At 70.8% G+C, this 22706-nt stretch carries 26 protein-coding genes; 17 read left to right on the forward strand and 9 right to left on the reverse strand.

Going from position 1 to position 22706, the window contains the following annotated elements:
* Nucleotides 1-35: 35 nt before the first annotated feature.
* Nucleotides 36-617: a dihydrofolate reductase family protein gene (locus A3G1_RS0127155; protein ID WP_018352656.1), complete on the reverse strand. Its 582-nt coding sequence runs from the start codon at nucleotides 615-617 to the stop codon at nucleotides 36-38.
* A 92-nt stretch (nucleotides 618-709) separates the two neighbouring features.
* Here A3G1_RS0127155 and A3G1_RS0127160 point away from each other — a divergent pair, with 92 nt between their 5' ends.
* The 3 genes from A3G1_RS0127160 (at nucleotide 710) to A3G1_RS0127170 (ending at nucleotide 2310) form a co-directional block, all read left to right on the forward strand.
* A complete protein-coding gene (locus A3G1_RS0127160) occupies nucleotides 710-1246 on the forward strand; it encodes a hypothetical protein (protein WP_425411411.1) in 537 nt (178 codons plus the stop codon).
* A gap of 93 nt (nucleotides 1247-1339) precedes the next feature.
* Entirely contained in the window at nucleotides 1340-1732 is a 393-nt protein-coding gene (locus A3G1_RS0127165; protein WP_026212568.1) for an NUDIX domain-containing protein, read from the forward strand.
* Between the two features lie 71 nt (nucleotides 1733-1803).
* Nucleotides 1804-2310, forward strand: coding sequence for a DinB family protein (locus A3G1_RS0127170; RefSeq protein WP_018352659.1), 507 nt, complete (start codon nucleotides 1804-1806; stop codon nucleotides 2308-2310).
* An 18-nt stretch (nucleotides 2311-2328) separates the two neighbouring features.
* Here the strand turns inward: A3G1_RS0127170 and A3G1_RS0127175 are convergent, their stop codons facing one another.
* A complete protein-coding gene (locus A3G1_RS0127175; RefSeq protein WP_018352660.1) occupies nucleotides 2329-2937 on the reverse strand; it encodes a CGNR zinc finger domain-containing protein in 609 nt (202 codons plus the stop codon).
* 103 nt (nucleotides 2938-3040) lie between these two features.
* Between A3G1_RS0127175 and A3G1_RS0127180 the strand changes: the two genes are divergently transcribed.
* The 4 genes from A3G1_RS0127180 to A3G1_RS39120 all read left to right on the forward strand — a co-directional run bounded on the left by A3G1_RS0127180 (nucleotide 3041) and on the right by A3G1_RS39120 (nucleotide 6538).
* Nucleotides 3041-3889, forward strand: a complete 849-nt coding sequence (locus tag A3G1_RS0127180; RefSeq protein ID WP_018352661.1) for an SDR family NAD(P)-dependent oxidoreductase — start codon at nucleotides 3041-3043, stop codon at nucleotides 3887-3889.
* 266 nt (nucleotides 3890-4155) lie between these two features.
* Nucleotides 4156-5175, forward strand: coding sequence for a GNAT family N-acetyltransferase (locus A3G1_RS0127185; protein WP_083937140.1), 1020 nt, complete (start codon nucleotides 4156-4158; stop codon nucleotides 5173-5175).
* 52 nt (nucleotides 5176-5227) lie between these two features.
* Nucleotides 5228-5962, forward strand: coding sequence for a VOC family protein (locus A3G1_RS0127190; protein ID WP_018352663.1), 735 nt, complete (start codon nucleotides 5228-5230; stop codon nucleotides 5960-5962).
* Nucleotides 5963-5998: 36 nt separating this feature from the next.
* Nucleotides 5999-6538: a P-loop nucleotide/nucleoside kinase family protein gene (locus A3G1_RS39120; RefSeq protein ID WP_157641429.1), complete on the forward strand. Its 540-nt coding sequence runs from the start codon at nucleotides 5999-6001 to the stop codon at nucleotides 6536-6538.
* A 19-nt stretch (nucleotides 6539-6557) separates the two neighbouring features.
* Here A3G1_RS39120 and A3G1_RS0127200 read toward each other — a convergent pair whose 3' ends face one another.
* Nucleotides 6558-7250, reverse strand: coding sequence for an MOSC domain-containing protein (locus A3G1_RS0127200; protein ID WP_018352665.1), 693 nt, complete (start codon nucleotides 7248-7250; stop codon nucleotides 6558-6560).
* Nucleotides 7251-7295: 45 nt separating this feature from the next.
* A complete protein-coding gene (locus A3G1_RS42175; RefSeq protein WP_018352666.1) occupies nucleotides 7296-8255 on the reverse strand; it encodes an AraC family transcriptional regulator in 960 nt (319 codons plus the stop codon).
* A gap of 302 nt (nucleotides 8256-8557) precedes the next feature.
* Here A3G1_RS42175 and A3G1_RS37120 point away from each other — a divergent pair, with 302 nt between their 5' ends.
* From A3G1_RS37120 to A3G1_RS0127225, 4 genes are all read left to right on the forward strand, one after another.
* The gene (locus A3G1_RS37120) at nucleotides 8558-9403 is read left to right on the forward strand and encodes an NAD(P)H-dependent oxidoreductase (protein ID WP_018352667.1); all 846 of its coding nucleotides are present in this window, start codon (nucleotides 8558-8560) and stop codon (nucleotides 9401-9403) included.
* A gap of 32 nt (nucleotides 9404-9435) precedes the next feature.
* Nucleotides 9436-10584, forward strand: a complete 1149-nt coding sequence (locus A3G1_RS0127215) for a serine hydrolase domain-containing protein (protein ID WP_018352668.1) — start codon at nucleotides 9436-9438, stop codon at nucleotides 10582-10584.
* Between the two features lie 98 nt (nucleotides 10585-10682).
* Nucleotides 10683-11174, forward strand: coding sequence for a GNAT family N-acetyltransferase (locus A3G1_RS0127220; RefSeq protein WP_018352669.1), 492 nt, complete (start codon nucleotides 10683-10685; stop codon nucleotides 11172-11174).
* Nucleotides 11175-11203: 29 nt separating this feature from the next.
* Nucleotides 11204-11740: an NUDIX hydrolase gene (locus tag A3G1_RS0127225; RefSeq protein ID WP_040479849.1), complete on the forward strand. Its 537-nt coding sequence runs from the start codon at nucleotides 11204-11206 to the stop codon at nucleotides 11738-11740.
* Between the two features lie 25 nt (nucleotides 11741-11765).
* Here A3G1_RS0127225 and A3G1_RS0127230 read toward each other — a convergent pair whose 3' ends face one another.
* Entirely contained in the window at nucleotides 11766-12986 is a 1221-nt protein-coding gene (locus A3G1_RS0127230) for a serine hydrolase domain-containing protein (RefSeq protein WP_018352671.1), read from the reverse strand.
* Between the two features lie 77 nt (nucleotides 12987-13063).
* Nucleotides 13064-13732: a DUF4097 family beta strand repeat-containing protein gene (locus tag A3G1_RS0127235; RefSeq protein WP_018352672.1), complete on the reverse strand. Its 669-nt coding sequence runs from the start codon at nucleotides 13730-13732 to the stop codon at nucleotides 13064-13066.
* 348 nt (nucleotides 13733-14080) lie between these two features.
* On the opposite strand from A3G1_RS0127235, the gene A3G1_RS0127240 reads away from it, so the two are divergent.
* Both A3G1_RS0127240 and A3G1_RS37125 read left to right on the forward strand, forming a co-directional pair.
* A complete protein-coding gene (locus A3G1_RS0127240) occupies nucleotides 14081-14416 on the forward strand; it encodes an ArsR/SmtB family transcription factor (protein ID WP_026212570.1) in 336 nt (111 codons plus the stop codon).
* On the forward strand, nucleotides 14406-14816 hold the full coding sequence (locus A3G1_RS37125; RefSeq protein WP_018352674.1) for an SRPBCC family protein: 411 nt from the start codon (nucleotides 14406-14408) through the stop codon (nucleotides 14814-14816). Before A3G1_RS0127240 ends, A3G1_RS37125 begins: the two co-directional genes overlap by 11 nt.
* A 16-nt stretch (nucleotides 14817-14832) precedes the next feature.
* On the opposite strand, the gene A3G1_RS0127250 is transcribed toward A3G1_RS37125, so the two are convergent.
* Nucleotides 14833-15678 carry an SDR family oxidoreductase gene (locus tag A3G1_RS0127250; protein WP_018352675.1) on the reverse strand — a complete coding sequence of 282 codons (846 nt, stop codon included), beginning with the start codon at nucleotides 15676-15678 and terminating at the stop codon, nucleotides 14833-14835.
* 92 nt (nucleotides 15679-15770) lie between these two features.
* On the opposite strand from A3G1_RS0127250, the gene A3G1_RS0127255 reads away from it, so the two are divergent.
* Nucleotides 15771-16361 carry a TetR/AcrR family transcriptional regulator gene (locus A3G1_RS0127255; protein WP_026212571.1) on the forward strand — a complete coding sequence of 197 codons (591 nt, stop codon included), beginning with the start codon at nucleotides 15771-15773 and terminating at the stop codon, nucleotides 16359-16361.
* Nucleotides 16362-16402: 41 nt separating this feature from the next.
* Here A3G1_RS0127255 and A3G1_RS0127260 read toward each other — a convergent pair whose 3' ends face one another.
* Nucleotides 16403-18178, reverse strand: a complete 1776-nt coding sequence (locus A3G1_RS0127260; RefSeq protein WP_245563602.1) for a S8 family serine peptidase — start codon at nucleotides 18176-18178, stop codon at nucleotides 16403-16405.
* Nucleotides 18179-18619: 441 nt separating this feature from the next.
* On the opposite strand from A3G1_RS0127260, the gene A3G1_RS0127265 reads away from it, so the two are divergent.
* Nucleotides 18620-19195 carry a hypothetical protein gene (locus A3G1_RS0127265; RefSeq protein WP_157641430.1) on the forward strand — a complete coding sequence of 192 codons (576 nt, stop codon included), beginning with the start codon at nucleotides 18620-18622 and terminating at the stop codon, nucleotides 19193-19195.
* Between the two features lie 16 nt (nucleotides 19196-19211).
* Here the strand turns inward: A3G1_RS0127265 and A3G1_RS0127270 are convergent, their stop codons facing one another.
* Nucleotides 19212-21740, reverse strand: a complete 2529-nt coding sequence (locus tag A3G1_RS0127270) for a helix-turn-helix transcriptional regulator (protein WP_018352679.1) — start codon at nucleotides 21738-21740, stop codon at nucleotides 19212-19214.
* A gap of 54 nt (nucleotides 21741-21794) precedes the next feature.
* Between A3G1_RS0127270 and A3G1_RS41230 the strand changes: the two genes are divergently transcribed.
* Nucleotides 21795-22181, forward strand: a complete 387-nt coding sequence (locus A3G1_RS41230; RefSeq protein WP_018352680.1) for a VOC family protein — start codon at nucleotides 21795-21797, stop codon at nucleotides 22179-22181.
* A 139-nt stretch (nucleotides 22182-22320) separates the two neighbouring features.
* Nucleotides 22321-22671, forward strand: a complete 351-nt coding sequence (locus A3G1_RS37130; RefSeq protein WP_157641431.1) for an SH3 domain-containing protein — start codon at nucleotides 22321-22323, stop codon at nucleotides 22669-22671.
* Nucleotides 22672-22706: the final 35 nt, after the last annotated feature.

Here is a 22706-nt window from a genome sequence, read left to right on the forward strand (position 1 = left end):
GGGTCTCCGTCCGCAGTGGACTTCCTCGCGCGTCTTCAGCGGCGTACCTGATAGCGCAGGTGAAGCACCCGGTTGCCCTGGATCACCGCGTCAGGATCGTCCAGCAGGTGCTGCGCGCGGACCGATCCGAAGTAGCGCTTTCCGGAGCCGAACACGACGGGTACGACGTCCATGCGTACCTCGTCGATCAGGCCAGCGGCAAGCAGCTGGCCACCGACGTCGCCAGCGGCGACCTCGACGATGCGGTCGCCCGCGAGCTCCTGCGCCTTGGACATGGCCGCCTCGACGCCGTCGACGAAGTGAAACGGCGCCTCGGGGTTCCAGCCCTCGGGCGGCGGCCGGTGCGTCACGACGACCAGGTGGTCGACCCCGCCCGGAGGCTTACCGCCCCAGCCGTCCGTCATGTCGAAGACGTGGCGGCCGACGATCGTCACCCCGATCTGGTCCCAGTACGGCCGGGTGTAGTCGTAGGAGGTCTGCGACACCTTCAGGTAGCCGCTCTCGTCCAACGGGACATCACCGTTGGACAACCAGTCGAACAGGGGTCCGGGCTGGTCATTGTCGTCCGCGACGAAACCGTCCGCCGACACCGAGCTGTACATGACCACTTTGCCCACGAGGCTCTCCTCTGCTCTGGGTTACCCCCAAGCTAGCCTGTCGTGAGCTGTCTCCCTCAAGAAATCAGCGGCCGGCCGTCCAGTGGCGGAGAATGTTTGCCGTGGAGATCATTCCCGGCGTGGGCGTCGACATGGTGAAGATCGGTGATCGCCGTGAGGTGGCGGAGAGCCGGCTCGGCGCGCCGGTTCATCCAGGCCGCGACCGAAGGGCCGTCTACTCCTCGGACCCGATGCTGGTGGTCACCTACGACGCGGACGACATTGTGGAACTGGTCGAGGCCAGCTGCAGCGGCCAGCACGGAGGGGAAGAGATCTTCTTCAACGGCGTGCAGCTGACCTGCAGGTTCATGGACGACGTCGTCGCCGACCTCGCGGCACTGGGTCACGCCGGTACACCGTTCGACATCGGGGTCTCGTTCGAGCCTGGCTTCGCCATCTTCTCCATGTCGTCGCTACGTGCCCGTGACCTGGACCCTGACGCCAGCGAGGACGACGCACGCGCAGTGGCCGAGGGTGTGGCGATCGCACCTCGTGCCTACTTTGACTACGGTCCTCCGGCCGATGCCACCCCTGAAGAGCTGGAAGCATGGTTGCGCGAGCAAGGGGTACTTCCTGCCGAGGCCGGATGATCCGGCGCAGCCCGGCGCCTGCAATCCTCACCAGGCCCCTCTTGGACCTGCGGCTGGGCGGGAATGTCGTACGTGCTGTCTAGGGTGCCGTGCGTGGAGATCACTCACGAGGTTGCGTTCATCGTCCTGACCGATCGGGCCGGGCGGGTGCTGATGCAGCATCGTGACCTGGACAAGCAGGCGGAGCCGGGACGGTGGTCGCCGCCGGGCGGACTGGTCGAGCCAGGGGAGGACGCTCTGGCCGCCGCCCATCGTGAGCTGCTGGAGGAGACCGGGCTGACCGCCACCCTTGAACTCCGCCGGGTGCTGGAGCAGGCCGGTGCCGACGGAAACGGGGTTCGCTTCCACGTGTTCGAGGGCAGCACCGACGCCCGTCAGGAAGACGTTGTCCTCGGTGAGGGGCTCGCGATGCGGTTCCTCACCCGTGAGGAGATGAGTACCAGGGAGCTGGCCAGCAATGCCTGGGCGTTGCTCGGCCAGGAGTGACGGCGCTCAGTCCTGGCCGGGGGCCAGCAACCCGGTAGCACGCCGGTGATCTTGCCGGTAGGGTCGCCGGGATGTCGACGTGGCCCCTGCCCGAACGGCCCGAGCCGCCGCACGCACCGGCCGGTGAGCGGGCCGCTCTCGAAGCCCTGCTGGACTTCCAGCGCGCCACCTTGCTGATGAAGTGCGCGGGGCTCACACCCGAGCAGCTCGCGATGCGTTCCGTTGAGCCGTCGGCGCTGTCGCTGCTGGGACTCGTCCGGCACATGTCCGTAGTGGAGTCGTGGTTCCATTTCTACGACGGCAAGCCGATCCACCAGTTCTTCTGGGACTACGACCCTGATCGTCCCGAGGGCAGCGACGATGTGGACGCCAGCCACGCCGGTGACGACCTGGCTCTCTACCTCGCGAGTGTCGAGCGGTCCCGCGAGGCTGCGGCGATGCACGACCTCGGTGACATCATGCCGGACGACGACTACAGCCTGCGCTACGTCTACCTGCACATGATCGAGGAGTACGCGCGCCACAACGGCCATGCGGACCTCCTCCGTGAGCGCATCGACGGAGTCACCGGAGAGTAGCGGCTGTGGGTGTCCGTGCTAGCCGGACGGCGTACCGCTGTCGTGGCGCTGGCGCTGGCGGTGTTTGCGCATGGATACCTGGGAGCCGCAGCCAGTGCTGCAGTACAGGCCGCCGCCGTTGCGGGTGCGGTCGAAGAACCCGAAGTGGCATGGCGGGTTCCGGCAGGCTTTGATGCGCCGCCAGTCGCTGCTCTGGGCGAACGTCGTCACTGCGGCCAGTACGGTTCCGAAGACGCGCGGTACTCCGGCCTGTGGTGAGGCCAGTTCCACGCCGCTGGCCGTGACCACTGTCGCCAGCGGGTAGAGCGAACCCACGCGCCGCAGGTGCCGTTCGGCACGCAGTAGCGGCTCACCCAGGCTTTCCTCGTCGCCCGAGTGCGCGAGCAGCACGGTCACCAGGGCATCGCGCAGCTCGCGGGCGACCGCAGCGTCGGCGTCGGTCACCACGGTTTCGCCGTCGAACTCGTCGCGCTCCGCCAGCCACGCCGCGAACGAGTCTCCGTTGCCGAACAACTCCCGGCGGCCCGATCCGTCCGCGCGCGTGTTCACGAACGCGAGAACGGTCTCCACCGTCGGCGTGACGGTGCGCGGGCTGGCTTTGGGGGATCCGGCGGCCGCAGTGATCATCTGCCCACAGTACACCAGTGCGAGGGGCGCTAATCGATCTAGTGAGCAACTGGTATGCTGATCTGGCTTGACGTGTTGCGAGCTAACGGCTTACGGTCGCAACATGAATGGAACATCGGACCACCGGCCCCACTCCCGCACATGGCTGATCACCGGCGCGACATCAGGCATCGGCCGCGAACTGACACTCCAGGCCCTCGATAACGGCGACACCGTCTCGGCCCTCGCCCGCGACACGTCCGCCCTGGCTGAACTGGCGCAGGCGCACGGCGAGCGCCTGCTCCTCAACCAGGCGGACGTACGAGACGAGCGAGCAGTCCGCGACGCGGTCGAACGCACGCTCGCAATGTTCGGCCGGATCGACGTCGTGGCCAACAACGCGGGATACGGGCTGTTCGGAGCCGTGGAGGAGGCCTCTGACGCGCAGGTGCGTGCAGTGTTCGACACCAACGTCTTCGGAGTGCTCAACGTGCTCCGCGCGACGCTGCCAGTGCTTCGCGCCCAGCGGTCCGGGCACATCCTGCAGGGCTCGTCGGTCTATGGGCAGTCCGCCCATCCCGGAGTGGGCCTGCTGGCAGCTACCAAGTACGCGGTCGAGGGGCTGTCTGACGCGCTCGTGGCCGAGGTCGCGCCGCTCGGTATCAAGGTCACGATCATCCAGCCCGGGATGACCGCGACCCCCTTCCTGGCCAATCTCCATGTCGCCGACGCCCTGGGCGACTACGACCAGACAGTCCGCGAGGTCCACAAGGCCATTGGGGAGATGCCGGCTTCCGCGTTCTCCGCTGCGGCGCGGATCGCCGCAGGCATGCGGGATGTGGTCGGCAGCCCCAACCCTCCGTTGCGCCTGGCCCTTGGCGCCTCCAGCACGACGGGTATGCGCCCCGCCCTGCAGGCGCGGCTCGCGGACCTGGACACCTGGCAGGGCGTGACCGAAGCCGTCGACAGGTAGCAAACCGCGAATCTCGCCGGCAACCTGGTTATGGGTAGCCCGGCGCTGCCATGACCAGCGGGTCTGGGCCGAAGCCACCTGTCGCTGCTTCGGTCCAGCCCGCTTCATGCGGTGGCCATCGGGTGCGGCGTTCGTGCCCGCTGGCGGTTGCCTGGGTCATTTTGCGGGACGCCGGGAGTTCATTCCGTCCAATGTGCTCAGTTGTACCACCTGGGGTGCAACTGCCGGTGCGGCCCGGCTGATCGCCAGCCTGTAATACTTGATCCATGACTGTAGATGTGATGGTCGAGCCGTTCGACCCTGCGCACGCGACGGACGCGGATCTCGCGGCGTATCACGAGCTGGTGGCCGCCGTCCGCGTCGCCGACTGGCCGGGTGATCCCGTGCCGTCCTACGAGCAGACGGTGGAGGGGCTGCGTGCCGTCATGACCGATCGTGGCGTGCCCAGCTACCTCGTGGCCCGCAGTGGCGGGCGCGTCGCGGGATCAGCCCGGGTCGGCCTGCTCGACGGTGGCAACGCGCACATCGCGATGGTCCACGTCCAGGTACATCCGGGGCGGCGCAGGTCGGGGATCGGCACGGCGTTGCTCCGGTCGGCGCTGCCGCTGGTACGGGACGGAGAGCGGCGGGTGATCCTCGGCGTGCCGATGGAAGGCGGAGCCGGAGCCTCCTGGGCGGCCGGCCTCGGTTTCCGGGTCACCCAGCGCCACGTCGTGATGCGCCTCGACCTCACCTCGGCGGACCAGCGGCTCTGGCAGCCGGCCGCCGCCGAGGGGTACCACCTCATGAGCTGGCGGAACGAGGCCCCGGAGGATCTCGTCGTCTCCTACGCCCGGGCACGCAACGCCATGCACGACGCGCCAAGCGGCGACGACTCCGCCGTCCAGCAGCATTCGTGGACGCCCGAGCTGGTCCGCGAGCTGGAACGCGACCTCGCCAGCCGTGACGTCGAGCAGTGGGTCGCGGTCGCCGTGCACTCCGCCACCGGCGAGGTCGCGGGCTTCACCGAGCTGGAGCTGTACCCGCACATGCCCGGCATCGGCGTCCAGCAGGACACCGCGGTGCTCGCCGCCCATCGTGGTCACGGGCTCGGCGTGCGGATCAAGGCGGCTGTCCTGCGCCAGCTGGCCGCCGACCGCCCCGGCTGCCAGCGGATCGACACGTCCACCGACCAGGCCAACGCCCCCATGATCGAAGTGAACCGGCGGCTCGGGTTCACGATCCACGGCGTGCCGATGTCCGTAGAGCAGGACACCGCCGATCTGGGGACGCGGCTCGGTCTCTGAGTCCGTATTGGATGGCGAGGTCAGGCGGCTGCCGGTGGCATGATCACTCGGTATGGCAGGTACTAGCAGTTTCGAGCTGAAGACCGTGGTGTTCGACGCGCGGGATCACCGGGGGCTGGCCCGGTTCTATGCGGAACTCACCGGGGGCGAGGAGCGGTACGCCGACGACGAGTGGGTAACTGTCTTCACCGGTGACGGCTGGCGGCTCGGGTTCCAGGCCGCGCCCGATCATGTCGCCCCGGAGTGGCCGGGCCAGGCGCGGCCCCAGCAGATGCACCTCGATTTCCAGGTCGCCGACCTGGCGGCGGCCACCACCGGGGCCGAGCGGCTCGGCGCGCGCAGGATCGGCGGCGGGGACACGTGGAACGTGATGGCCGACCCGGCCGGTCACCCGTTCTGCCTGTGCGCGGGCGAGCACGCCGAGCCGATCCGGACGTACGGGGTGAGCATCGACTGCTCCGACGGCGGGCCGCTGGCGGTGTTCTACGCGGAGCTGCTCGGGTACACAGTGAAATATCAGCAGGATGGGATGGCCTGGATCGGAACCGCCACGCCGGCTCCGATGGGCGAGATGCTCTTCCAGGCTGTGGAGGGTTACAACCCGCCACAGTGGCCGGACCCGGCGCACCCGCAGCAGCTGCACCTCGACATCACGGTCAGCGACATCGAAGCGGCCGAGCGCCGCGCGCTGGAACTCGGCGCGACCCGGCTGCCCGGGGACGGCGAGAACTGGCGGGTGTACGCGGACCCGGCCGGTCACCCGTTCTGCCTGCTCTGGATGGTGTGACCCGCAAGGCGGACGGCACACTGGCATGCTTGCCGGATGAAATTGGTTCTGCTGTACGGGCCGCCGGCCGCAGGGAAGCTGACGATCGCCACGGAGCTGGCCGCGATGACCGGGTACCGGCTCGTCCACAATCACCTCACGCTGGACCTCGCCACGGCCGTGTTCGAGCGGGGGAGCGACGCGGCCGTCGAGTTCGTCGACGAGACCCGGCAACGGCTGATCGGAGCCGCCGCGGCGCACGGGGTGCCGGGGATGGTGTGGACGATGGTGTACGACACGGCCAGGGTGAAGCACATCGACGGGTACCGGCGGCGGCTCACGGAGGCCGGGGGCGAGCTGTGCCTGGTCCGGCTGACGTGCGACGAGGCTGAGCTGCACGTCAGGGCCGGGTCGGAGTCCAGAGTGGATCGGGGGAAGCTGGCCGACCCGGTGCGCTACGCCGCGTATCTGGCCAGTCTGGACGACCCCTATGCGGTGTACCCGCACCAGCCCAGCCTCGTCGTCGACACCGCGATCACCCAACCAGAGACGGCGGCGAAGCTGATCGCCGGGCGTTACGAGCTGCCGGGGCGGTAGCCGCCGCGCCCTCCAGGGGTCAGGTCGCGAGCTCGACCGGGTCGCCGATCGTGAGGTGGCCCGGCCGCTCCACCGTCGCCCACACGCCGAACAGCAGGCTGTGGTCCTCCGCGACCGCCTTGAGGATCCGGCCGTGCTCGGGGAGGTGGTCCTGGGCGAAGTCGACCATGACGCACCGGGTCATGGGCTTCTGGACGCGCAGGACGACACCGGAGCCGATCCGCAGGGCCTGGCCGGGCCAGGTGTCCTCGGGGTAGCCGGTGCCCGGCGTGCCGATCACCAGGTTCGCCCGGAAGCGCAGCGGGTCGACGGGCTCGCCGAGTACCTCGCCGAGCTGGCGCAGGCCGGCGGTGGTGATCACGCTGACCGGCCCGTCGTCGTGGTGCAGGACCTCGGCCTCACGCGTGACGGTCACCTTCCGGCCCACCGTCTCGCTGAGCGCGGCGTGCCCGGCCGGGTCACTGGCGGCGAACCGCCGCCCGTCAGGGAACTCCACTTCGGGCTCTCCGCCGGTGTGCAGCCCGCGCAGCCCGAACAGCCCGGGCATCCGGCGGAACCGGCGCGTGTTCTTGCCGCTGCCGAACTTCCCGTCCTCGTCGCGGACCGCCCAGAGCCGGTCGCCGGTCAGGCCGCGGTCACCGACCCCCGACTCGGTCACCTGCTCGCCGAGCAGTGACTTGACCGGGAACCGGCGGATCTCCAGGAGTCTCACCGCGCCATCCTAATCAGGATCTTGAGGACTCCGGCGGCCCGTCTCCTACGCCGCCGCCTCGCCAGGTAGCCCGGCCTGGCGCAGTTCGCTCGGGCTCACGCCGTGCCAGCGCCGGACCGCGCGGCGCAGGGCGCGGGGGTCGCTGTACCCGGTCCGCGCGGCGATCGCGTGCAGCGGCAGCTGGCTGGCGCGGATGAGTTCGCAGGCACGCTGGGCCCGGGCGGCTTCGGCCTCGGTACGCCAGGTGGTGCCGTGTTCGGCGAGCCGGCGCTGGAGGGTACGGGTGGTCGTGCCCATGCGGGCGGCGATGGTGGCCAGCGACGGGTTCGGTTCCTCGGCGGACGCCTGGCAGGCGGCGGCGTGGAACGCTTCCAGCCAGGTACGGACCGGCCTGGCCTCTGCCAAGGTGGAGTCCGCGTGGGCGCGCAGGATGCCGAGCAGCCCCGGGTGGTGGCCGGGCAGGGGCGCGGCGACGTCGGAGCGCAGGAAGGTGACCGTGTTGGCTGGCGCGCCGTACGCGATGTTGCGGGTGCCCAGCAGCTCGGCGAGCGGGCCGGGTACGGCAGGCGCGCGATGCCGGAACGACACGCTCACGGGCCGGATGTCCCGGTGGGCCGCTGCCCGGGCACGAGTGATCATCAGCCCGATCCCGAACTGCTCGACGGCGGTGACCACGTCCTGCTCGGCCGTTCCCGTGCTGTACCGGACGGTGACCAGTGCGCCGTCCTCGACGACCTCGAACTGGTCGGCCCCCGGATCGCCGAGGGAGCCGATGTACTCGCCGATCACCCGGAAGGCGTCGATCAGGTCCCGGCTGGCGGCGAACGCGCCGACGCCGGTACCGCTGTCGGTCAGGATGACCTGCTCCCAGAGCCAGAGCACGGAGCTGGTCGGCACGCGGACCAGGCCGTCGCCGAGGATGTCCGGTCCGGTGTGCGGGATCCGGGCGAGCCTGGCCCCGGACATGCCGGCCGAGCGGGCCGCGCCGACAGCGAAGCGTCCCATCGCCGAGGACACTGTGCCGCTCAGCGCCGGGCCAGCGGGCCGGTCCGAGTCCGCACGAGTCGTCCTCTGTGACACGGCGCAGAGCCTAACAGAGTTGATCTTGGCGCGTCAGGTCCTCTTCGTGGCGCCCCCGGTCCCTCCCCGGGCGTGCCCGGGCGTCATACGGTCTAGATCGGCAAGGCGGCCCTACCGGACCGCCTGCCCGGCCACCGGGCCCCGGCTCACCAGCCCGGGGCCACATCCCGTCCGGCCACTTCGGACCACCTCCCGCGTCATTCCCAGAGCACAGGAAGAGAGCAGCCATGCCGCGTCCCGCCAGGATTCTCGCCATCTCCGGCAGCCTGCGAGAAGACTCGTTCAACTCCGCGCTCGTGCGCGCGGCGCGGAAACTCCAGCCCAGCACGCTCGACATCGAGATCTTCGACGGCCTGCGCGACATCGGGCCGTACGACCAGGACCTTGACACCCCGGAACTCCGGCCCGCGCCGGTGGCCGAGCTGCGCCGGCGGATCGCGGAGGCCGACGGGCTGCTGATCGCCACTCCCGAGTTCAACTACGGCATTCCCGGCGTGCTGAAGAACGCGCTGGACTGGGCGAGTACGCCGGGGCCCGGCGCGCACTCGCCGCTCCACCGCAAGCCTGCCGCGATCATGGGTGCCGCGCCGACGAACTTCGGCTCGGTACGGGCCCAGCTCGCCCTGCGCCAGGCGTTCGTGTGGATCGACGCCGACCTGGTGGTCAAGCCGGAGGTTGTCGTGTTCCGGGCGCACGAGCGCTTCGACGAGACGGGAAACCTCACCGACCCGGGGACCATCGACCTGGTCAGCGGGCTGCTGGACGCGCTGGCCGCCAAGACCCGGTGCGGCGCCGTGACCGTGGTCGCCCGGCTCACCGCGCGCCCCGGCCTGGAGGACCGGGTGCGCGAGACGGCACTGTCGCTCGTGGACGCTTCCCGGGCCGAGCCGGGTAACCTCTCCTACCGCACGTTCGCCGACCTCACCGATCCCGGGTCGCTCGTCGTGGTGGAGGAGTGGGAGTCCCGCGCGGCGTTCGACGCGCACCTGACCAGCCCGCACATGGCCGAAGCCTTCGCGGCTGGCGCCGCGCTGCTGACCGGGCCGCCGGTCGAGCACATCATCGCCAGCTGAACACACCGACGAAGAGAATATGGGGGACGCACATGCAGGCCACAGAGGACATTGTCAGCGGTACCACCGCCAGCGGCTTCGAGGCGGCCCGCGCGGCCTTCGCCCAGGTCGCCGCCGCCGAGCCCGGGCTGTCAGCCCAGCTCGCTGTCTACCGGCACGGGCAGCAGGTCGCCGACCTGTGGACGGGGCCGGGGGTGTCTGCGGACTCGCTGCTGGCGCTGTACTCGTCGGGCAAGGGGGCTGCCCACCTCGTGATGGCGCTTCTCGTTCAGGACGGCGCCGTTGAGCTCGACGCGCCGGTGGCCGCTTACTGGCCGGAGTTCGCGGCCGAGGGCAAGGGCTCGATCACGGTACGGGAGCTGCTGTCCCACCAGGCTGGCCTGATCGGGGTCGAGGGCGGGTTCACCCTCGCCGAACTCGCGGACGACCAGGTGCTCGCCGCGCGGCTGGCCGGGCAGAAGCCGTGGTGGGAGCCTGGTACCGCATACGGGTACCACGCCTTCGTCATCGCCGCGCTGACCGGCGAGGTGATGCGCCGGGTCACCGGGCTGCGGCTCCAGGAGCTGTTCGAGCAGCGCGTCCGGGCGCCGTACGGGATCGACTTCCACCTCGGGCTGCCCGGCAGCGAGGAGCACAGGTACCTGCCTGTCCAGCCGCTGCTCCCGCACCAGCAAGCGGCACTCGATGCCGGGATGCCCGCACCCGACTCGCTGACGGGTATCGCGTTCAACCTCAACGCCACCCCGCCCACCGATCTGGTCACCTTCGCCAGCGACCGTACTGTGCGGGCGCTCGGCCCCGGATCGTCTGGCAGCATCGGCAGCGCGCGGGGACTCGCCCTCATGTACGCGGCGGCCATCAGCGAAGTCGGCGGACGCGCACCCCTGCTCCGGGAGGACGTCCTGGCCGAGTTCACCGCGCCGCACACCCGGGGCATCGACGTGGTCACCGGCGAGACTGACCATTTCCTGCTGGGCTTCGAGGCGCAGGCTGTCCGGTACGCGGGCCTTGGCGCACGCGCGTTCGGCCACAGTGGTGCGGTCGGCGCGCAGGCGTTCGCCGATCCGGACTCCGGCATCGCCTACAGCTACACGCGACGCCGTTTCTCCTTCGGCGGTGGCGGGGGTGCCCCCGAGAACCAGCAGCTCGTCGCCGCCGTCGTCGAATCGGCCACCCGGTAGGAGGAAAGAGACCTGCGGCACCGAGCCCTGCCGCTGGAACGCGTTTCCGCTGGCGGGCAGGGGCAGCGGCACATTTGATCAATGGTTACGCTCGGCGGATGCGTGAACCTGAGCTGGAGACGGAGCGGCTGCGGCTGCGGCGCTGGCAGGAGTCCGATCGGGAGCCGTTCGCCGCGCTCAACGCTGACCCGGAGGTGATGGAGTACTTCTCCTCGCCCCTGAGCCGCGAGCAGAGCGACCGGATCGTCGACCTCAGCGAGGCCTGCTTCGACGAGCGTGGCTACAGCCTGTGGGAGCAGACGTTCGACGCGCACTTCACGCCCGCCGTCGAGATCGGCTGGCGGTTCGCCCGCTCAGCCTGGGGTCACGGGTACGCCACGGAGGCTGCTCGCGCTGTCCTCGAATACGCGTTCGGCCCGCTGGGTCTCGCCGAGATCGTGTCGATGACCGCGACGGCCAACGAGCGCTCGATCGCCGTCATGCGGCGCCTCGGCATGGCCAGCGACCCGGCGGAGAACTTCGACCATCCGAAGGTGCCGGAGGGCAGCCCTCTGCGCCGTAACGTGCTCTACCGCATCAAGCCCAGCTGAACACCCACGAGCAGATAGGTCCCGCGGAGATGGAATGGCGAACTGTGCGGTCCGAGCCGTGTATCGACTCCCCGTACTTCCGGGTCCGGCGTGACGATGTGGAGTTGCCGTCGGGTGACGTCGTGCCCGGGTACCACGTCTGGGAGTCCAAGGACATCGCGACGGTGGTACCTGTGACGCCCGGCGGCGAGTTCGTGCTGGTCAGGCAGTGGCGTCACGGGACGGGGCAGCTGATGCTCCAGTTCCCGGCCGGTGGTGTGGACGCGGGGGAGACGGCGCTGGAGGCAGCCCGGAGGGAACTCCGCGAGGAGACCGGCTACCTGGCCGGGAACTTCGTCCACCTGGGAGACACGAGCTCGTACCCGACGAAGATGACCGGCTGGAGCCGCCTGTTCCTCGCTGAGGATGCCTACCCCGGCGCGGTTCCCGCCGACGATCCGATGGAGCAGACCGAGATCGTCGTGGTGGACGCGGCCGGCCTCCGGGAACTGATCGAGACCAACCAGTTCCAGGTGGCCGACTCGCTGGCGGCAGCTCTGCTGACAATGCGGAGGCTGGGCCTGTAGCCGGGGCGCTCGCTGGTGTGGCCAGCTATGCCCGGCCGTCGCAGAAGACCTCGTTGACGAGACGTTGCATGGCGCTGCGGCCTGGTCCCTGCATGGAGCCCGAAGCGTTGTCGACGTAGGTCAGTGAGGCGGTCAGGGTCCTGCGGCCGTCGGGGGTGCTGTACATCAGCGTCCCGTAGCCCTGGACGCCGCCGTTGTGCGTGACGAGCGTGACCTTGCAGCTCGGCTGCGGGAACGGGGACGGCGTGACCCCGTCGAGCACGAACAGCCCGTAGCCGTAGCCCGCGACCGGATCGGGCGTGCGCATCTCGGCCACCAGCGAGAGCGGCAGCAGCCTGCCGCGCATCAGTGCCGAGACGAACGTGCCGAGGTCCTCGGTGGTCGAGATCATGTCACCGGCTGCGGAGATCCACGACGGGTTCTGGCTGCTGACGTCGACGGTCTTCTGCTCGCCGTTCTCCTCGTAGCTGTAGTAGGCGTGGGCGTGCTGGCCGGGAATCTCCGTCGAGGTTCCGGGAACGAACGTGCCGCGCAGGCCGAGCGGCTGGATGATCCGGCGGTGTGTCTCCGTGGCGTACGAGCGGCCGCTCACCCTCTCGATCAGCAGCTTGGCCAGCACGTAGTTGGTGTTGGAGTAGCTCCAGGACGCGCCGGGTTCGAAGCGGGGCTGGTGGGACAGTGCGAACCGGACCAGTTCCTCGTCGGTGTAGGTGCGGAACCGGGTGCTGACCCATTCCTTGCCCGCCGAGACGATGCCCGGCACGACCGTGCCGTCCGGGAGGTACTCCCCGGTGAAGTTGAAGATCCCGCTCGTGTGCTGGAGCAGCATCCGCACCGTGATCCGCCGGTCCAGAGCGAACTCCGGCAGGAGACCGGCCACCGGGGTGTCCAGCCCGATCCGGCCCTCGGCCACCAGCTGGAGCACCACGGTCGCGGTGAAGGTCTTCGTGACGCTGCCTACGCGGAACCGCCCGTTGACGGACGGCCGGGCGGTCCCGCCCAGCTCGCGTACTCCCGCGCTGCCGGCCCACTCGCCCCGCTGGTCGCGCACGCGCAGCTGGACGCCGGTGAACCCGGAAGCGGCGATGTCCTGCATGGCCTTCTGGAGTTCCGGGCGTTTCCGGGCGGCTGTGCCGTCGTGGGCACTGGCGGCCCCGGGCGCGGCCGCCACTCCGGCCAGCAGTGCGGCCGCGAGTGCTGTGACACCTGCCCGGAGGAGGGGCCGAAGCAGCTTCTTCGTGCTCATGATGGCTCTGGAACCTCTCGGTCGATGACGGGCGGGCCGGCCGGCCACAGTGCTGCGGCCGGCCCGGGGAACGCGGGTCAGAGGCTGCGGGCGGTGATGTTGCCGTAGGCGGTGGTGGCGTGGATGGTCACCTGGGCGGAGCCACTGCCCGTGTTCGCCAGCGCGTTGCTGATCCGGCCGTAGGAGGTACCGGCGTCCAGGAAGGCCGAGACCCCGGCCGCCACGCCGACCGTCACGTCGCCGGCCTCGGTACGCAGGGTGAGCGCGCCGCCCGTGGCCTCGGCGATCCGGATGTCGCCCTTCGCCGTCCGGACCTCCGCCGGGCCGGTGATCCGGCCGAGCGCGATGTCACCGGCCTGGGTGGTGATCCGGGCACCGGCAGCTTCGGCGATCTCGACCGAGCCGTGCGCACCGTCGTAGCGGACCTCGCCGAGGCGGCCCGAGGTGCGCAGCTCGGCGCTGGCGGCCTTCACCTCGACGTGCGACCCGGCCGGGAGCTGGACAGTCACGCTGACCGAGCCGGAGGAGCCGAACGCCTGGTTCTTCTCCGGTGCGGCGATCCGCAGCACGCCCTCGGCGTAGGAGACCTGGGTTTCGGCCGCCAGCTTCACGTCGCGGTCCTTGGACGGGTCGGCCGGCCCGACCTCGACCACGGTGCCGTCCCGCTCGGCCGCGGCGAACCGGACGGTGCCCGCCGGGATGTCGAGGATAGCGGTGATCGGGGCGGTGGTGTCGAACTGCTGCATGATGGTGCCTCTTCCGTGTGGCTCGTCGTTGTTTCCGATGTGCGAAACGCTACGTTGCTTTCCATGTCCCTGCAACACGATCATTGCGCATGATCAGTGTTTGTGCAGCTAGGCGGCCGATAATCATTGCACTGTGACTGAGCGCTAATGCAACGCCAGGTGCGAGTCCGTTGCAATGGACTGAGCGTGAACGCATACCCGCGCCCACTTCCCGCGTACTTGATCAAGGGCCGGGCCAAGCATCGCCAGCGCGCCGGGCGGGAACAATGGCCGATCCGGCAACAGGCGTTAAGCCCCGGTTATCGACGGGGGTTGCGCCCGCCGGGGCCACTGGGAATACTTAACCACATGGTTAACCGTCGCGGATTGGATGCCGCCTTCCACGCGCTGTCCGACCCGACCCGGCGGCGGATCCTCGCGGCCCTGGCTGGCGGGGAGCACACGATCGCCCAGCTGGCCGCGCCGCTGGACATGTCGCTGGTGGCCGTCAGCAAGCACGTCACGGTGCTGGAGCAGGCAGGCCTGCTGGCCCGCGTGAAGGCCGGCCGGTCGCAGGTCTGCACGCTCACGGCCGGCCCGCTCGGTGAGGCCGCCGCCTGGCTGGACGGCTATCGCGAGTTCTGGGCGGAGCGGCTCGGCAACCTGGCCCGGTACCTGGAGGAAGAAGACACCGATGAAGCTTGAACTGCGCCGCACGGTCAGCGCCGCCCCGGCTCGCGTCTGGCGCGCGCTGACCGCCCCCGGGGAGCTGGCCGCCTGGTTCTGGCCCGAGCGCCTGTCCCCGGCTGCGGCCGCCGATCTGCGTGTCGGCGGCCGGTACCGGATCTCGGGCGACGGCCTGGCCGTGACGGGGGAGTACCGGGTGGTCGACGAGCCGTCCAGGCTGGAGTTCACCTGGCAGTGGGAGGGTGACTCCGAGGTCACGGTCGTCGCGATCGAGCTGTGCCCTGTGGCCGGCGGCACGGGTACCGAGATCGTGATCGTCCACACTGGCCACTCGGATGAGACCACTACCGGTAACCACGCCCAGGGCTGGGCAGACTGCCTCGGCCGCCTGCCCGCCTGGCTGGAAACAACTCCCTGAAGCCCCGCCCGGCTTGTCAGCGGAAGGCCGGCAGGTTCCGGGCCGCCCACGCGCTGAACGGGCTCGCCGGGCGGCCGAGCACCGTCTCGACATCCGGGCTGACCCGCCGCTCGGCGGGCAGTGGCTGGCCGAGGATGTCCAGCGTCCCGCCGACGACTTCCTCCGGCATGAACTGGGCCAGGTGCCCGGCGGCCTGTTCGCGCGACAGCTCGGCGAAGGTCACCTGCTCACCGAGTACCTCGGAGAACACGGCTGCCTGCTGGCGGGGGCTGATGGCTTCGGGGCCGGTCAGCTCGTACACCTTGCCGGCGTGACCGTCCCCGGTCAGGGCCGCCGCCGCGACGGCCGCGATGTCGGCCGGGTCGACGACCGGCAGGGCCACGTCCCCGAAGGGCGCGTGGATCGTCCGCTGGGTACGGACGGGCTCGGCCCAGGCGTAGGCGTTGGAGGCGAAGCCTGCCGGGCGGAGGATCGTGTGGTCCAGCCCGGACTCGCGGACGGCTGCCTCGTACTCGCGGAGCCGGTCGTGGGAGCGTGCGGCCGGGCGGGTGGCGCTGACCTGCGAGGACACCAGGACTACCCGGCGCACTCCGGCTTCGGCCGCCACCTTGAGCAGCGCGTGAGGGCTCTCGCCATACGCGTTCAGCTCGCCGCCGACCAGCAGGAACAGCGCTTCGGCCCCGTCGAGGACCTCGCGCATGCTGGCGGCGTCGCCGACGTCGGCCTGCGCGTGGCGTACGCCGGCTGGGAGGCCGGGCAGCTCCGCGCGGCGTGAGACGGCTGTGACGGCGTGCCCGGCCCCGGCCAGCAGCGGGACGAGGTGCTGGCCGATGTTGCCGGTGGCTCCGGTGACGATGATCATGGGTACCACTCCAGAAGTTAGTTGGGTGACTGACTTATTCCGTCGGGAGTGGACAGTACACAACCGGCGGCCGGCTGTCTATAGTGGGTCAGGTGACTAACTCAGTACGGGCCGCGCAGCCGCGCGGGACGGAGAAGCGCCGCCGGCTGACGGCCGCGGCCGCCCAGGTCCTGCACGAGCAGGGCGTCGAGCGCACCACGCTCGCCGACATCGCCCGCGTCGCCGGGGTGCCGGTCGGGAACCTGTACTACTACTTCAAGACCAAGGACGAGCTGGTCCAGGCCGCGCTGTCGGAGCACGTCGCGTACCTGGGCGAGCTGACAGCCCGGCTCGGCGAGCTGCCCGGCCCGCTCGACCGGCTGCGCGGCCTGGTCGCCGCGTGGGTGGAGCAGCGGGAGCTGGCGGCGCGGTACGGGTGCCCGACGGGCTCGCTGGCTTCCGAGCTGGGGAAACGCGGGGACGGCACGCTCGACGCCGAGGCCGGTGGCGTGATCAGGCGGCTGCTGGGCTGGACAGCGGAGCAGTTCCGTGAGGCCGGGTTCGACGACGCGGAGGATCTGGCGGTGACGCTTGTGTCCGGGTACCAGGGAATGTCCTTGATGGCCTGTGCCCTGCGCGATCCCGGCATCATGATCCGCGAGGGCGACCGCCTCCTGCGCTGGCTCGACGGCCTGGACGCCTGACTGCCGGGGCGTGCGCACGCCCCGGCAGTCAGCGGGAGAACTCAGGAAGCGAAGCAGATCGCGCTGGTGACGACCTTCGTGCAGCGCACCTGCCTGGTCACGGCCGAGGTCTGGCCACGGCTGTCCGAGACGGTCAGGCTGACGGTGTAGGTGCGGGTCTCTGCCGGATACGTGTGGCTGACCGTCCTGCCCGTCCCGCTGGTGCCGTCACCGAAACTCCAGGTGTACCCGGAGACGGGGCCCTCGGCGTCCGCCGAGGATGACGCGTCGAACGAGCACACCGCCCGGCTGCACCGCCCCAGGTAGGCCGCGGTCGGCGGGAGGTCGCCGGCCTTCACCAGCCGCCGCGCGACATTGGTCTTGCCGGCGTTGTCGGTCACCGTCAGCTTGACGCTGTAGTAGGCCGCGCGCGGATAGGTGTGGCTGGCCGTCTTGCCACTCCCGGTCGCGCCATCGCCAAATTCCCAGGTGTACCCGGTGAGCGTCCCATCCGGATCCCGCGAAGCACTCGCGTCCACCGAGCACGTCAGGTGCTCCGCCGAGCACGCCGCTGTGAACGCGGCCACCGGACGGCCCGGGTCGGGCGTACCGGCCGGGTAGTCCGCCGTGGACGACACGTCGAGCAGGGGCTCGCGGACGCCGTCGCCGGAGTCGTCCGTCCAGTTGGTGTTCGCGGTGTCCAGGAGCCGCTGCCGTACGGCGGCGACGCCGTCGCGCCCGGTGGCCCGGTTGCCGTTGGCCGTCAGGAGCGCTGCGGCCCCGGCGACGTGCGGGGCGGCCATCGAGGTGCCGGAGAGCGTGGCGTAACCGCCGTCCTTGCTGGTCGAGTAGATGCAGGTACCCGGGGCGGTGATCTCCACGACGCTGCCGAAGTTGGAGAAGTCGGCCAGGGTGTCGTCCTGGTCGGACCGGCAGGTGGAGGCCGCGCCGCCGCCCGGTACCCCGTTGAAGTCCGCGAGCGCCGACACCGTGATCACGTCGGGGTGGTTGGCGGGGGAGAAGGTCCTCGCGTCCGCGTGGTTGTTGCCGGCGGCGACGGCGAACACCACGCCCCGGCCGACTGCGTTCGTGATCGCCGTGTTCATGCTCGCGTTCTCGCAGTTGTTGCAGCCGAGGCTCATGTTCGCGACCTCGATCTCGTCCGAGTGCGCCGCGACCCAGTCGATGCCGGCCACCACACCGGACAACTGGCCGCTGCCGGAGGAGTCGAGCACCTTCACCGACCAGATCCGCGCGCCCGGTGCCACGCCGACCACGCCGATGCCGTTGTCGCGGGCAGCGATGGTGCCGGCCACGTGGCTGCCGTGGCCGTGGTCGTCGGTACCGGAGTTGTCGGTGCACGTCGTGGTGTTGAGGCAGCTGGTACGGGCGACGACGTTCAGGTCGGGGTGCCCGGCGTCGACTCCGGTGTCGATCACCGCGATGTCGGCGTCCACGCTGTAGTCGTCCGTGCCGTTGATCTTCAGGTTCGCGTTGCCGGCCGCCCCGGAACGCGCGATGCCGGTCGGGGTGGCCTGGGCCGTGGTGTGGACCAGCACGTCGGGCTCGACGGCGAGGACACGCGGGTCACGGCCGATCGCCGCCGCACCCGCCTGCGTGAACTGGCCGGCGAAGCCGCGCACGGCGTGCCGGTAGACGTGGCCGACCTGCCCGCCGTACTGCCGGGCGTAGCCGGAACCCAGCGCGCCCGGGTCCGTGCCCTGGTCCCGGAGCGTGACGATGTAACCGGCCGCTGGTTCGGCCGCTGCCGCGGGGACGGCTGGTGCCAGTACGGCGGCCATCGCGGCGATCAGAAGAGCTGTGCTGAGGGGACGCACGATTCCTCCCTGGTATCGGTTGACGCTGTTGCGTCCCCGACACCTTCGGCCCTCACCGCCGGCCGGAACAATCCGGGAATCCTGGGTACCACCTACCTAAACAATGCGGCCCGGCCGGGACGGGGCGCACAGCACCAGCGGGAGCGGTCTGGGCCGGGCACGCCTGCTGCCGTGTGCCCGATATCGTTTCGCTGCTCAGCAAGGACGAACATTTACGGGGATCGCATGAAAGACCGCAGGATCGGCTTACTCACCCTGAGCCTCGCCGGTGTCCTGGCCTGGACCGGCGGATGTACAGGTGAGCCAGCGTCCGCACCGCCAGTGTTCCGGGAGCTCACACCCACCGCCGAACCAGCCACCACCGAACCACCGGCGGATCCGGTGCGTAACGAACTCCTGCAGGCACTGCGCAGGTCACAGGGCGCCGCATACCAGTACACCGTGCAGGGCAGCCTCCCTGAAGGCGCGAGTGTGCAAGGCACCGGCAAACACGATCCAGGGGAGCGGGTGTTCGAGTCCACCGTGAACATCACTGGCGGAAAGAGCCCGTCAGCCATCCAGCGCATCGTGATCGGCCAGGACAGCTACACGCGGGAACCGGACGACCAGACCTGGGTGCACCTGGACCTGAGCCGGGTGAAGCAGGACAGCCTCGCTTACTTTGACATGGGTGACCCCACCGGTCTCGTCAAGTTCAGCTCAGCGATCGGGTCGGTCCGGCAGACCGGCCCGCACGCTTACGCCGGCACGTTCAGCCCCGAAAGCAGCAACATCCTCAAACCCTTCCTGCCGGTGGGCGCGCCGAGCATGATCGCTGTCTTCATCATCAGCGCCAAGTTCACGGCCACCACGGACGAGCATGGCTGGGTCACGTCGATCACGGTCGGATTCGAGCCCAGCAACAGCCCGCCGCTGAATATGACCACCACGATGACCGGCCACGGCACGAAGCTCCAGGTGAAGGCGCCGCCAAAAGGACAGGTTCACGAGGCCGCCGGCTTCTATTACGAGAAGTGAGCCACCCGGCGCACGCCTAGACCATGCGGCTGGCGATGTCCGCCCGGCTTGTTGCCCCGAGCTTGCGCAGCAGGCTGGCCACGTGGTTCTCCACGGTGCGGACGGAGAGGAAGAGCTGGCCTGCGATCTCCCGGTTGCCGTACCCGGCGGCGGCCAGCCGGGCCACCTCACGTTCCCGGGGCGACAGGCCGGTGCCGTAGCCGCGCCGTCCGGGCCGGGCCATCGGGGCCGCCCGGCCGTGCCGCCTGAGGAGCTGGGCGCACCGGTCCCCGTCGTACCGCGCCCCGAGGCCAGCGAAGATCTCAGCCGCCTCGGCCAGGAACCCGGCCCCCGCCAGCCCTGTACGGGCGCGGCCCTGAGCGGCGAGTTCCCGGGCCTGGTCGTAGGGCCGGGGGAGCCCGCCGTACAGCGCTGCCGCCTCGCCGTGCGCGTCGGCGTCGCCGTCCACGGCTGCCCGGCATGCCACGATCACGGCCGTCCCCAGTGGATGGTCGCGGCCCTCCATGTCCGTCCTGAACGCGGCGAGGAGTTCCCGGGCGCCTGCCTCGTCGCCTGACCGGAGCAGTGCCTGGACACCGGCCTCGGCCAGGTCGGCGGCCCACGCCCAGCAGCCCTTGGCGCGGACCCGGCCCGCCGCCCGGTCCAGTATCGACAGCGCCCGGGGCAGTTCGCCGAGGCGGAGCGCGAGGCGGATGCCGGCTGCGGCGTACTCCGTCATCTCCGGTCCCGACCGGTGCTCGTGCGCGACGGCCGCCGGGTCGGTGAGGTACCGGCCTGCCAGCTCCAGCTCGCCTGCCGCCGTGGCGAGGGCTCCGCACACGAGCGGGGCGACCCCTGCGGCATAAGGGCTGTCCGGGTTGGCAGCCAGATGCCCGGCTGCCCGGCCGGCCAGGCCCTGCCACTGGCCGGTGACCCAGTCCAGCCGCATCCGGTTGCCGACCGGCAGGTACGGGGCGACGCCGGCACCGACCCGGCTGGCCAGTTCCTCGGCGCGTGCCACGAATCCGGCGGCCGGCCGCAGGTACCCGAGGGTGATCGCCGCGTCGGCCAGCCCCGTGTACCCCCGCACGAGCTGCTGCCGCACCGCCTCCGACTCCGCGTCGACCGGCAGCTCGCCGATCGTGGGCCAGGCGCGCGGGTCGCCGAGTTCGAGGAGGGCCATCGCCCGGTTCACGGCGATGCCGGCGAGCACGGCTACGTCCCCTGTGGACGGTGCCGTCCGGGCCGCGCGGTCGAGCCACTGGACGTGCTCGGTGACGTGTGCGGTGCTCCAGTACGGCAGGGCCAGTGCGGACATGGCCCGGGCGGCCAGTGCCGGGCGGTACCTGAGGTCCTTCAGCGCCCGAAGCAGCTCGGCCCGCCCGGCGTCCTCGTCACCCGCCTGGGAACTGAGCAGCATGCCGAGGTACAGGCGGACCTCGCCGCGCGCCCCGCCCGCCGGTATCGCAGCCAGCAGCCCTTCGAGCAGCCCGGCCGTGTCGGCGCACTGCGGGACGCTCACGGCCAGCGGGGTGAGCCGGCCAGCCAGCGCCGCGTGCCCGGCGGCCGGCAGCCCTGGCTCGGTGATCAGCGTGCCGAGCAGCCGCGCCGCCCCGGCCGCGTCACCAGCGGCCTGAGCCTGCCCGGCGGCCTGCCCGACGAGCCGGGCGACCTCGGCCGCGTCGCCGGCGCCCCTGGCGTGCGCGAGCAGCCGCTCCGGATCGGCCCACGTACGGGCCCCGGCCAGGATCGCCGCGTGGACGGCGCGCCGCCGTTCGTGGGACATGGCCCGGGCCACGGCATCCGCGAGCAGTGGCGGTCCACAGCGGACAGTCTCCTCGCCGCTGGCCAGCCCGGCCGCCTGCGCTTCGTCGAGCGCCCTGGCGACCTGGGCCGGGCTCAGCCCGCACACCGCCGCCAGCTGCCCGATCCCAGCCGGGCCGGCCAGCAGCGCCAGGGTCTCCGTGACCAGCCTCGCCCGCTGCGACAGGGACGCGAGCTGCCCGGCGGCCCACGCGCCGAGCACCGGGGAGCCCCGGCCGGCCACGTATCGGGGGATCCCGCCCGTCGCCTCGTACACCGCTTCTGCCTCATCGGGCGGGACTCCAGGGAAGGCAGCGACCTCGCCGGGCGTGAGCGGGCCGAGGTCGACGCGCGTCCCGGTCAGCCGTACGGGCGACGTGCACGTCGCGACCAGTGCCACCCCCGCCGGCAGGCGGCCGGCCACACAGGACACCACCTGGCGGGAAGGCTCGTCCGCGAGGTCGAGGTCGTCGAGTGCCACGAGCACCGGGCCGGCGTCGCGCAGGCCGGCCCGGATCGCCCGGCACAGCTCGTACACGGCCGGGTCGCGGACGTCCGGCAGGCCGAGGGCGTCGAGCAGCTCGCGGGCGGCCGTGAACGGCGTACCGGGCAGGTCCCGGCACCCGGCCGAGACCACCGGCCGCCCAGCCCGGCGCGTGACCTCGCCCAGCAGCCAGGACTTGCCCATGCCGGGGGCACCCGCGAGCAGCGTGGCCCCGGTACCGGAGGCCAGGCTCGCGGCGAGCGCTGTCCGGTTGCCCATCGGTGCCTCCCGATGCCTCGCGAGAGTGTCAGTGGCCAATGTTAGGGTCCGGCCATGCGCTTCACCGTCCGCAACATCGCCATCGACTGTGCCGATCCGTACCGGCTCGCTGTGTTCTGGAGCCAGCTGCTCGGCGTCCCCATGAGCGAGGACGACGAGCCGGGCGACCCGGTCGCGATCGTGCAGCCGCCCGGCGCGCCGGCCTTCTACTTCGCGCAGGTGCCAGAGCCCAAGCGCGGCAAGAACAGGGTGCACGTGTGCCTGACCCCGGAGGATCTGGGCCGGGACGCCGAGGTCAGCCGGATCCTGGCCCTCGGCGCCAGCCTGGTCACCGACCAGCGCGACCCGGACGGGACGGGCTGGGCGGTGCTCGCCGACCCCGAGGGCAACGAGTTCTGCGTGCTGCGCAGCGCTGCCGAACGGGCCGCGACGGGCGGCTGAGGCTCCCTCCGGTACACCGGAAGATCTATAACCCACGGGGATGGCCGCAGGTATTGGAGCGGCGCGGCGTGCCTGGCGCATGGTGGATGGGAGACACCACACGGGGGAGGCTGACATGGGTGCGATGGGCGCAGGAGTGATGAGACTGGGTCTGGTGACCGGCGCGATGCTGCTGGCGGTGAGCGCCACGACCGCCCTGCCCGCGCAGGCGGAGACCGGCCCTCGCGGCTGGTGTGGCTGGGAGCCCGCCACCGACGAGGGCACCTTCGGGAACGCGGCGACGTTCACCGTGCCGCTGCGGACGGGTGCGGGCACGCACTGCCAGCAGATCGGCCAGGCGAGCCCGGACGACGCCCTGCACTACCGGTGCTTCACGACCGACCGGCGCGGCCTGGCGTGGACATACCTGACCGATCTCGCGACCGGGGTCACCGGCTGGAGCTACAGCGGCAACCTCATCGGGAACGGTGCGAGCCTGGCCTGCCAGTGATCGTGAAGTGATCTGCCTTGCGTTGACAGCCGGCC

Source organism: Longispora albida DSM 44784, from assembly GCF_000379825.1.
GTDB lineage: Bacteria > Actinomycetota > Actinomycetes > Mycobacteriales > Micromonosporaceae > Longispora > Longispora albida.

Coding starts and splice junctions, on each gene's coding strand:
- A3G1_RS0127160 (WP_425411411.1), top strand. CDS start 710: ATGTTTGCCGTGGAGATCATTCCCGGCGTGGGCGTCGACATGGTGAAG.
- A3G1_RS0127170 (WP_018352659.1), top strand. CDS start 1,804: ATGTCGACGTGGCCCCTGCCCGAACGGCCCGAGCCGCCGCACGCACCG.
- A3G1_RS0127175 (WP_018352660.1), bottom strand. CDS start 2,937: ATGATCACTGCGGCCGCCGGATCCCCCAAAGCCAGCCCGCGCACCGTC.
- A3G1_RS0127180 (WP_018352661.1), top strand. CDS start 3,041: ATGAATGGAACATCGGACCACCGGCCCCACTCCCGCACATGGCTGATC.
- A3G1_RS0127185 (WP_083937140.1), top strand. CDS start 4,156: ATGACTGTAGATGTGATGGTCGAGCCGTTCGACCCTGCGCACGCGACG.
- A3G1_RS0127190 (WP_018352663.1), top strand. CDS start 5,228: ATGGCAGGTACTAGCAGTTTCGAGCTGAAGACCGTGGTGTTCGACGCG.
- A3G1_RS39120 (WP_157641429.1), top strand. CDS start 5,999: ATGAAATTGGTTCTGCTGTACGGGCCGCCGGCCGCAGGGAAGCTGACG.
- A3G1_RS42175 (WP_018352666.1), bottom strand. CDS start 8,255: ATGGGACGCTTCGCTGTCGGCGCGGCCCGCTCGGCCGGCATGTCCGGG.
- A3G1_RS37120 (WP_018352667.1), top strand. CDS start 8,558: ATGCCGCGTCCCGCCAGGATTCTCGCCATCTCCGGCAGCCTGCGAGAA.
- A3G1_RS0127215 (WP_018352668.1), top strand. CDS start 9,436: ATGCAGGCCACAGAGGACATTGTCAGCGGTACCACCGCCAGCGGCTTC.
- A3G1_RS0127220 (WP_018352669.1), top strand. CDS start 10,683: ATGCGTGAACCTGAGCTGGAGACGGAGCGGCTGCGGCTGCGGCGCTGG.
- A3G1_RS0127225 (WP_040479849.1), top strand. CDS start 11,204: ATGGAATGGCGAACTGTGCGGTCCGAGCCGTGTATCGACTCCCCGTAC.
- A3G1_RS0127230 (WP_018352671.1), bottom strand. CDS start 12,986: ATGAGCACGAAGAAGCTGCTTCGGCCCCTCCTCCGGGCAGGTGTCACA.
- A3G1_RS0127235 (WP_018352672.1), bottom strand. CDS start 13,732: ATGCAGCAGTTCGACACCACCGCCCCGATCACCGCTATCCTCGACATC.
- A3G1_RS0127240 (WP_026212570.1), top strand. CDS start 14,081: ATGGTTAACCGTCGCGGATTGGATGCCGCCTTCCACGCGCTGTCCGAC.
- A3G1_RS37125 (WP_018352674.1), top strand. CDS start 14,406: ATGAAGCTTGAACTGCGCCGCACGGTCAGCGCCGCCCCGGCTCGCGTC.
- A3G1_RS0127250 (WP_018352675.1), bottom strand. CDS start 15,678: ATGATCATCGTCACCGGAGCCACCGGCAACATCGGCCAGCACCTCGTC.
- A3G1_RS0127270 (WP_018352679.1), bottom strand. CDS start 21,740: ATGGGCAACCGGACAGCGCTCGCCGCGAGCCTGGCCTCCGGTACCGGG.
- A3G1_RS41230 (WP_018352680.1), top strand. CDS start 21,795: ATGCGCTTCACCGTCCGCAACATCGCCATCGACTGTGCCGATCCGTAC.
- A3G1_RS37130 (WP_157641431.1), top strand. CDS start 22,321: ATGAGACTGGGTCTGGTGACCGGCGCGATGCTGCTGGCGGTGAGCGCC.